The organism is Crossiella cryophila, from assembly GCF_014204915.1.
GTDB classification, from domain to species: Bacteria; Actinomycetota; Actinomycetes; order Mycobacteriales; family Pseudonocardiaceae; genus Crossiella; species Crossiella cryophila.
Genome location: NZ_JACHMH010000001.1, coordinates 7,368,803 through 7,377,214 on the forward strand (window position 1 = coordinate 7,368,803; position 8,412 = coordinate 7,377,214).

At 71.7% G+C, this 8,412-nt stretch carries 10 protein-coding genes; 2 read left to right on the forward strand and 8 right to left on the reverse strand.

Annotation, left to right across the window (positions count from 1 at the left end):
- Positions 1–30: 30 nt before the first annotated feature.
- From HNR67_RS31740 to HNR67_RS31770, 7 genes are all read right to left on the reverse strand, one after another.
- A complete protein-coding gene (locus tag HNR67_RS31740) occupies positions 31–1,002 on the reverse strand; it encodes a BTAD domain-containing putative transcriptional regulator (RefSeq protein WP_185005840.1) in 972 nt (323 codons plus the stop codon).
- Between the two features lie 88 nt (positions 1,003–1,090).
- Positions 1,091–3,289, reverse strand: a complete 2,199-nt coding sequence (locus tag HNR67_RS31745) for an ATP-binding protein (protein ID WP_185005841.1) — start codon at positions 3,287–3,289, stop codon at positions 1,091–1,093.
- Between the two features lie 9 nt (positions 3,290–3,298).
- A complete protein-coding gene (locus HNR67_RS31750) occupies positions 3,299–4,111 on the reverse strand; it encodes a cytochrome c biogenesis CcdA family protein (protein WP_185005842.1) in 813 nt (270 codons plus the stop codon).
- Entirely contained in the window at positions 4,108–4,812 is a 705-nt protein-coding gene (locus HNR67_RS31755) for a DsbA family protein (protein WP_185005843.1), read from the reverse strand. The genes HNR67_RS31750 and HNR67_RS31755 overlap by 4 nt, the downstream gene beginning before the upstream one ends.
- 71 nt (positions 4,813–4,883) lie before the next feature.
- Positions 4,884–5,600, reverse strand: coding sequence for a DsbA family protein (locus tag HNR67_RS31760; protein WP_312988446.1), 717 nt, complete (start codon positions 5,598–5,600; stop codon positions 4,884–4,886).
- 57 nt (positions 5,601–5,657) lie between these two features.
- Positions 5,658–6,605, reverse strand: a complete 948-nt coding sequence (locus HNR67_RS31765; protein ID WP_185005844.1) for a M56 family metallopeptidase — start codon at positions 6,603–6,605, stop codon at positions 5,658–5,660.
- Positions 6,602–6,964, reverse strand: a complete 363-nt coding sequence (locus HNR67_RS31770) for a BlaI/MecI/CopY family transcriptional regulator (protein WP_185005845.1) — start codon at positions 6,962–6,964, stop codon at positions 6,602–6,604. Before HNR67_RS31770 ends, HNR67_RS31765 begins: the two co-directional genes overlap by 4 nt.
- 229 nt (positions 6,965–7,193) lie before the next feature.
- Between HNR67_RS31770 and HNR67_RS31775 the strand changes: the two genes are divergently transcribed.
- On the forward strand, positions 7,194–7,517 hold the full coding sequence (locus HNR67_RS31775) for an ArsR/SmtB family transcription factor (RefSeq protein WP_185005846.1): 324 nt from the start codon (positions 7,194–7,196) through the stop codon (positions 7,515–7,517).
- Positions 7,514–7,993, forward strand: a complete 480-nt coding sequence (locus HNR67_RS31780; protein ID WP_185005847.1) for an SRPBCC family protein — start codon at positions 7,514–7,516, stop codon at positions 7,991–7,993. The genes HNR67_RS31775 and HNR67_RS31780 overlap by 4 nt, the downstream gene beginning before the upstream one ends.
- Here the strand turns inward: HNR67_RS31780 and HNR67_RS31785 are convergent.
- Entirely contained in the window at positions 7,986–8,294 is a 309-nt protein-coding gene (locus tag HNR67_RS31785; RefSeq protein ID WP_185005848.1) for a hypothetical protein, read from the reverse strand. The genes HNR67_RS31780 and HNR67_RS31785 overlap by 8 nt on opposite strands.
- Positions 8,295–8,412: the final 118 nt, after the last annotated feature.

Consider the following 8,412-nt stretch of genomic DNA (forward strand, 5'->3'; position numbering starts at 1 on the left):
GCCGCCGGTGGTGGCGGGGTCTCTCGCGCGCTACCCCGCCACCTCGCCGCGGCGCACGGCCAGCCTCATCCGGTGCAGCTCCCGGCCGGGCCGGGTGTCCAGGTCGGTGGCGAGGCGGGTGCGGACCCGGTCGTACACGGCCAGGGCGTCGGCCGGGCGGCCACTGGCGGCGAGGGCTCGCATGAGCAGGGCGGCCAGGGGTTCGTGGTGGGGGTGTTGTGCGGTCAGGGACCACAGGTCGTCGAGTACCTCGTGGCCGAGCTGGAGTTGGCAGCGGGCTTTGGCCAGGGACAGGGCCAGGCGGCGGTCGGTGAGGCGGAGGCGTTCGGTTTCGGCGAAGGGGCCGGGCAGGCCGGGCAATGGGTTGCCGTGGAACAGGTTCAGGGCTCGGTGGTAGGCGCGGGCCGCGGCGGGCAGGTCGCCTGCGCGTTCGGTGGATTCGGCCTGGGTGGTCAGTTCGGTGAGGGTGGTCAGGTCGAGGTTCAGTGCGGCGCTGGGCAGGCGGTAGCCGCGGCCGGTGTGTTCGATGACCGGGTTTGTGTTGTGGCGCAGGGCTTTGCGGAGTTTGTAGACGTACACCTGAATCACGTTGGCCAGTGGTGGTTCCAGGCCCCACACCCGGTCGCGCAACTCGGACTGGCTGACGGTGGTGCCGGGGCGCAGGAGCAGGGCGGCGAGCAGGCTTTGCTGACGGATCGGGCCCAGGTCAAGGGGTTCGGCGCCGTGCCAGGCGCGCAGGGGGCCGAGGACGGAGATCCGGAGGCGGGGTTCGGGGGCCGGGTGGGGCTGGGGGACGGTGATGCCGTGGTCGAAGGCGTAGACGATGAGCGCGGCTCGGTCGCGGAGGCGGAGTTTGGTTTGGAGGCGGTGGATCTGGCCGGCCACCGCGGCCTCGGGGAGGGACAGGGCGGTGCTGATCTCGGCGTTGGTGCGGCCGCGGGCGACCGCGTGCAGCACCCGGTGTTCGGTGCCGGTGAGCTGGGCTTTTGTGGTGACTGACACGGCGGCTCCTCGGTTCCGGGTGGACCCGCTGAGCGTGCTGGCCGGGGCGAGCGGCGGACCAGGCCAGCCATCGGCCATTTGTGGCCGGTTACTTGGCCAGGGCGGCCAGGTGGTGGCGGATGCGGTCGGCATCGGGGCGGCGGCCCTGTTGCCGGTACAGGCGCAGCGCCTGCCGCCAGCAGTCGCCTGCCTGCTCGGGTGCGCCGAGGGAGTGCTGGGCGGCGGCCAATTTGGCCAGGGTGTTGGCTTCCTCGTAGGTGTTGCCCAGGTCGCGGAAGACAGTGAGCGCCTGCTGGTAGTAGTCGCGGGCGTCGGTGTGCCTGCCGGTGTGGTGGGCGATGTAGCCGAGGCTGTCCAGGGTGTAGCCCAGGGCGTCCAGGGTCGCGGCGCCGTCCTGGTGGCCGCGGTGCAGGGTCAGCGCGGTCTCGCAGTGCGCGCGGGCCTGTTCGTACTCGCCGAGCAGGGCGTGGTACCAGCCGACCGCGTTGAGCGCCTGGGCTTCCCGCCGGGTGAGGGCCAGTTTCTGGTACAGGTGCAGGGCTTCGGTGGCGTGGTCGAGTGCGAGCTGGTTGTTCCCTTGGCGTTCGCTGGCCCAGGCGAGGGTGTGCTGGGTGTGCGCCTGGGCGAGCAGGTCGCCGGTGTGCTCGGCGAGTTCCAGGGCCTGGTGGAGGTGCCGGACGGCCTGCTCGTGCCGGCCAAGGCGGGCGTGCGCGTGGCCGAGCAGCCGGTGCGCACGGGACCGCGCGGCGGGTTCGTCGAGGGCTTCGGCTGCGGTCAGGCCCGCTTCCCACACCGTGAGGGCGCCGTGCAGCCGGCCGCGCCGGCGGTGGAAGACGTCCAGGGCGCAGGCCAGTTGCCACACCTGGGTGTGCCTGCCCTGAGCGCTGGCGAGGTGGTGGATCGCGGCCAGGTTGGCCTGTTCGGCGTCGAACCAGGCGGCGGGGTCGGTGGGCGGCCTGCCGGTGGTGGCGGGTTCGAGGGGGAACGGTTCGCGGTGGGGTTCGAGCAGGCGGTCGGCGGCGTGCGCGGTGTGCAGGTAGTGCTCGACCAGGCGGGTCAGCGCGGCCGCCCGGTCCGGGTCGGTGGCCGCGGCGGTCGCGGCGTAGCTGCGGACCAGGTCGTGGAAGCGGTAGCGGCCGGACACGTGCTGCTGCAACAGGTGTGCGTCGACCAGGTCTTCCAGCAGCCGTTCGGTGGCGTGCGAGGCGCGGCAGGCGAGTGCGGCGGCGGCGTGCGGGTCGATGTCGGGTCCGGGGTGCAGGCCGAGCAGGCGGAACAAGCGTTGTTGTTCGGGGGTGAGGTGTTGGTAGGACAGGGAAAACGCCGCGGCCACGCCGCGATCGCCGGTGCTCAGTTCGGTCAGGCCGTCCCGTAGTCGCCCGGCCAGGTGGGCCACTGTCCACACTGGACGGCTGCGCAACCTGGCCGCGGCGATCCGGATCGCCAGCGGCAGCAAGCCGCACAGCCGGACCAGCTCGGCCACGGATTCCCGTTGTCCGGCAACACGTTCCGCACCGGCGATACCGGCGAACAGGGCGATGGCCTCCGCCTCCGGCAGCACGTCCAGGGAGAGCACCTGTGCGCCGTCCAGGTCGGCCAGGCTGCCGCGGCTGGTCACCAGGGCCAGACAGTCCGGCGAACCGGGCAGCAGTGGGCGGATCTGGGTCGCACTGGCGGCGTTGTCCAGCAGCACCAGCACTTTCCGCTCGGCCAGCTCGGCCCGCCACAGCGCGGACCGCTCGGCGAGCCCGGCCGGAATCCGGTCCCCCGGCACGCCCAGCGCGCGTAGCAGCACCTCCAGTGCCACTGCGGGATCGGTGGCCTGCTCGGCGCTGGCGTGGCCGTGCAGGTCCAGGAACAACCGGCCGTCGGGATAGCGGTCGGCCAGCCGGTGCGCGAGGTGCACGGCCAGGGTGGTCTTGCCCACGCCCGCCATGCCGTCGATGGCCTCGATCACCACCGCCCGGCCGTCACCCACGGCCAGCAGCCGGTCGATTTCCGCGCTCCGGCCGGTGAAATCGGCCAGGTCGCCGGGCAGGTCGTCGCGACCGGCCAGTGACACCGGATCGTCCACCGCGGCGGCCAGCAACCTGCCCCGGGCCTGCGGATCCAGACCCAGCGCGTCGGCCAGTCGGCGGGCGGTGGACGGGCGTGGGTCGCCGCGGGAGCCGGTCTCCAGGCCGCCGATGGTCCGCACGCCGACCCCGGAGCGATCAGCCAACTGCTCCTGGGTCAGCCCGGCCAGCGTCCTGGCCTGCCGCAACGCCAAGCCGAACCGACCGATCACCGGTCGAGGTTAGCGCGCCCGGGTCCGCCGCCACAGCACCGCCAGCACCAGGACCGCCACCGGCAGGACCAGCAGCAGGTCGGGCACCCTGGCACTGATCCCGCTGAGCCAGACCTGCAGCGAGAACTGGCTGTCCACGTCGGCGAGCCCGCCCAGGTTGGCGGTGCCGTCGGTGAGCAGGAACAGCACGCCGATGCCGATGAACAGCAGCCCGGAGAGCAGGCTGGTGCTGTGCGTGGACCAGCGCCCGATGGTGAGCTGCCTGCCGCGCAACCAGCCGCGGTTGCCCAGGTCGAACCTGTCCCACAGCAGCGCGAGCAGGAACAGCGGCGCGGCCATGCCGAAGGCGTAGACGGCCATCAACAGGCCGCCGTAGACCGGGTCACCACCGGCCGCGGACACCGTGAGCACCGCGCCGAGCAGCGGTCCGGCGCAGAACCCGGCCAGCCCGTACACCGCGCCGAGCGCGAACACCGAGGCGGTGGAGGAGATCCGGATCCGGGCCGCCGCCCGCTGCGCCGCGCCAACGGCGAACCCCTTGCCCAGCAAGGTGATCACACCCAACAACACCAGCACGACCCCGCCGACCAGCGTGACGGTGTCGCGGTACCGGGTGACCAGCGAGCCGATCGCGCCGACCCCGGCGCCCAGCGGCACCAGCACCAGCGCGAGCCCCGCGTAGAACACCGCGGTGCGGCCGAGCAGGGCTGCGGTGCGATCGAAGGCGTAGGCGAAAAACGACGGCAGCAGCAGTGCCGAACAGGGGCTGACCAGCGACAACACCCCGCCGAACAGTGCGCCGAGCAGACCGATGTCGGTCACGACCGGGACTTCGCCGATTCGATGATCTCCTGGAACACCTGCACCGGCTGGGCGCCGACGATCGGACGGCCATTGATCATGAACGCGGGCGTGCCGGTGAACCCGAGGGACTGGGCCTCGGCGGCGTCCCGGCCGATCTGCTCGTCGAAGGCGGTGCCACCCAGGTCCGCGGCGAACCGGCCCAGATCGGGCACACCGGCCTTGCGCGCGAACTCCCGCAGCACCTCAGGGGTCAGGTCGGGATGGCCCTTGGCCGGGGCCTCGGCGTAGACCGCGTGGTTGAACTCCCAGAACTTCCCCTGTGCCGCGGCCGCCCGCCCGGCCCTGGCCGCCAGCATGGACGGCTCGCCGAAGATCGGCAGGTCCCGCCACTCGATGCGCAGCGTCCCGTCCCCGACGTACTGCTTGACCAGCGCGGGCTCGTGCTCGCGGCTGAACTTCGCGCAGAACGGGCAGCGGTAGTCGGAGTAGATGACCAGCACCACCGGCGCGCCGACCACGCCCTGGGCGAGTGGATCACCCGCGGTCCGGCGGGCGAGCTTGGCCAGCGGACCGGCCGAGTTCTGACTCGCCGAGGAGGTCGTGGCCGGACTGGCCGACTCCCCCGCCGGGCGCACGATGAGGTACCCCACCAGGCCGATCGCGGCCACCGCGACCACGATGGCCAGCCAACCATCCCGTCCTACCGGGTTCCGCCGCATGATCGTCCACACCGTCCTTCCAGGACACACGCTACTAACCTACTTAGTAGCTTAGTAGTACCCGATGTCGATCACACCCGCGGCCGCACCGCTTCGATGATCTCCCGGAACCGCCGCAGGGGCTGGGCGTCGACGATCGGACGGCCGTTGATCACGAACCCGGGTGTGCTGGAGAACCCGAGGAACTCGGCCTCGGCCTGGTCCCGGTGAATCTGCTCGTCGAAGGCGGTGCCACCCAGGTCGGCGGTGAACCGGCCCAGATCGGGCACGCCCGCCTTGCGCGCGAACTCCCGCAGCACCTCAGGGGTCAGGTCGGCATGCCCCCTGGCCGGCGCCTCGGCGAACAGCGCGTGGTTGAACTGCCAGAACCTGCCCTGCGCCGCGGCCGCCCGCCCGGCTCTGGCCGCCAGCATCGAGGACTCGCCCAGGATCGGCAGGTCCCGCCATTCCACCCGCAGCGTCCCGTGCTGGACATACCGCTTGAGCAGCGCGTACTCGTGCTCCCGGCTGAACCTCGCGCAGGACCGGCAGCGGTAGCCGGAGTAGACGACCAGCACCACCGGCGCACCGAGGACCCCCAGCGCGAGCGGATCACCCGGGATCCGGCGCGCGAGATCCGCGTACGGACCGGCCACGGCCTGACGTGCCGTGGGCGTCCCGGCCGGACCGGAGTGCTCCGCCACCTGCCGCACCACGGGGTACACCACCAGGCCGATCATGGCCAAGGTGATCTTCACGGCCAGCCAGCCATCCCGCCCCAACGGGTTCCGCCACATGATCGCCCGCACCGTCCTTCCGCGACACTTACTACTAAACTACTTAGTAGATTAGTAGTACCTGCACGGTCAGTAGCCGCCGACCCCGAAGCAGTAGACCAGCACGGCGAAGGCGACCAGTGCGGCCGCGGCCACGGTCGGGGCCAGCGCGAACAGCACGGCCACCGGGTAGTCCCAGCGCACCGGCAACCAGTGCGACCCGCCGCGGTGCTGATCCAGCCAGCACAACCGGGCGTCCACAGCGTCCCTGGACATGGCCAGCGCCCCCGCCGGCGTGCCGTACTCCCGCACCGCCAGCAACGCGGCCCGCAGCGGCCCATGCCCGTGTTCCCTGGCCGCCACGGCGTCCGCGGCCAGCTCCACCAGCACCGGCACCGCGCCGGCACCCTTGCGGCACAACGGGATGAACGGCAACGCGGTGCCCATGATCCCGGCCAGCAGCACCAGCAGGTGATGCCGCCCGTGCAGGTGCGCGTACTCGTGTGCCAGCACCGCGTCCCGCTGCGGCGCACTCAACGCGGCCACCCCACGGGTGGCGACCACACAACCCGACCGGCCGCCAACGCTGTAGGCCACCGGCTGGTCCTCCTCCAGCCACAGCACCCGATCCCGCCCGGCCCGGCAGACCGACCGCAGCAGCGACACGTGCTCGTCCCGCCACCGTCGTTGCGCCCGCGTCATCCGCACCGCGACCAGCCCCACCCAGCCCAGCAGCCCGAACAACACCAGCGCGGCACCCAGCCGGACCAGATCCAGCCACTCCACCGCACCCTCGGCCCGGACCAGGTTGAGGCAGCTGTCCGCCATCCCGATCGCCCCGTCCACCTCGCTACCCCAGGGCAGCAGGAGCAGGGTCGCCGAGGTCAGCGCGCACAACGGCACCAGCAACAGCGAACTGACCCACCCGGCCAGCGCCAGCCCCGGCCGCACACTCGGCCGCACCGCGCCCAGCAGGTACACCGGCCCGGCCGCGGCGACCAGCACCGCTGCCAGCAGCAGCCCGAGCGCCAGGGTCATGACGGGTCCCGCCGCTTGCGCAGTGCCCGGCGCAGGATGTCGGTCTCGGCGGGTGAGGCGGAGCGGGCGAAGTGCAGCAGGACGCTTTCGGCGTGGCCACTGGAGTCGAGGACGTCCCGCAACAGCCGGGCGCCGACCTCGGCCCGGGTTTCCGCGGGGAGGTACTCGTAGGCCCGGCCCGCGCGTTCGCGGCGGACGAGTCCCTTGCCGTGCAGGTTGTCCAGGATGGTCATGATGGTGGTGTAGGCGAGTGGGCGGGGGTCGGCGAGGCGGTCGAGGACCTGGCGGACGCGCAGGGGTTCGGCGGCGTCCCAGAGGACGTCCATGACCTTGCTCTCCAGCTCGCCCAGGCCGCGCATCACACCTCCGAAGTACTAATCGGCTTAGTATATGGGGGGGGTGCGTCCACTGCTCTTCCTCGACGTCGACGGACCGCTCATTCCCGTCGGCGGCGAGCCACGGCTGTAGCGACGGGGCGTGCGTTCCTCCGGGTTGATGACGAGGTCACCGACGCCGACTACGCCGCGCTCGGCGAGTGGCTTCGACCGTCTTGACTCGAACACAACCGTAAGTCAATACTTACCGTTCGTGGGCACTTACCAAGTTGGGGATGGCTGGGACGCGCTGGGCGATCGCACCAGACGGGCCATTGTCGAATGCCTGGCCGAGCGGCCACGGGCGGTCGGCGAGCTGGCCGACGTGCTGCCGGTCAGCAGACCGGCGGTGTCCCAGCACCTCAAAGTGCTGAAGGACGCCGGTCTGGTCACCGATCGGATGGCGGGCACCCGCCGGATCTACCGGCTCAACCCGGCCGGGGTGGCCGCGTTGCGCGATCAGCTCGACACCTTCTGGAACCGAGCGCTGACCGGCTACGCGGACGTGGTCGAACAACCGACTGAGGAGGATTCATGACCCGGGTAACCGCGGTGGTGCGCAAACAGATCGTGGTCGAGGCGCCGGTGGAGCGGGCCTTCGACGTGTTCACCCGGCGGTTCGGGGATTTCAAGCCCGCTGAGCACAACCTGCTCGGGGTGGAGATCGCCGAGACCGTCTTCGAGCCGCGGGTTGGCGGGCACATCTACGATCGCGGCGTGGACGGCAGCGAGTGCCGCTGGGCGCGGGTGCTGACCTATGAGCCGCCGGACCGGGTGGTGTTCAGCTGGGACATCGGGCCGCGGTGGCAGGTCGAGACCGAGCAGGCGAACACCAGCGAGGTGGAGGTCCGGTTCATCGCCGAGACTCCGCAGCGCACCCGGGTCGAGCTGGAGCACCGCGACATCGATCGGCACGGCCCCGGCTGGGAGTCGCTCACCGATGGCGTCGCGGGCGACGCGGGCTGGCCGCTGTACCTGGACCGCTTCGCCGCCCTGTGCGCGGAGGTCAGCTGAACGGCCTGCCGTCGGCGTCCAGATCGGCGATCAGCTCGACCACACTGATCCGCAGGTGGTACTTGCTGGTCATGCCTTCCAGCACCACGAACAGGACGTCCTCGTTCTGCCGCAGCACCGTCCGCCGCCGCAGTCGCCGCGGGTGGGTCGGGCGGTAGTCGCGGGCCAGCTCGGCCGCGATGGCCCTGGCGTGTTCCCGGCTGTCGGCGGGCTGGAAGGGACCCAGCGCCCAGACGTATGCCTCCTGGCCGTACTGGCTCTGTTCCACCATCGCGGCCCACCGGCCCTGGGTCTGCTGCACGGCGGAATCCTAGTGCGCGGCACCGACATCCGACGCCGAAGGCGCCCGCCACCTCGCGGTGTGCGGGCGCCTTGGCGTGGAACTCCCGGGCCGGTCGGCGAACGCGGTCCGGGAGGGT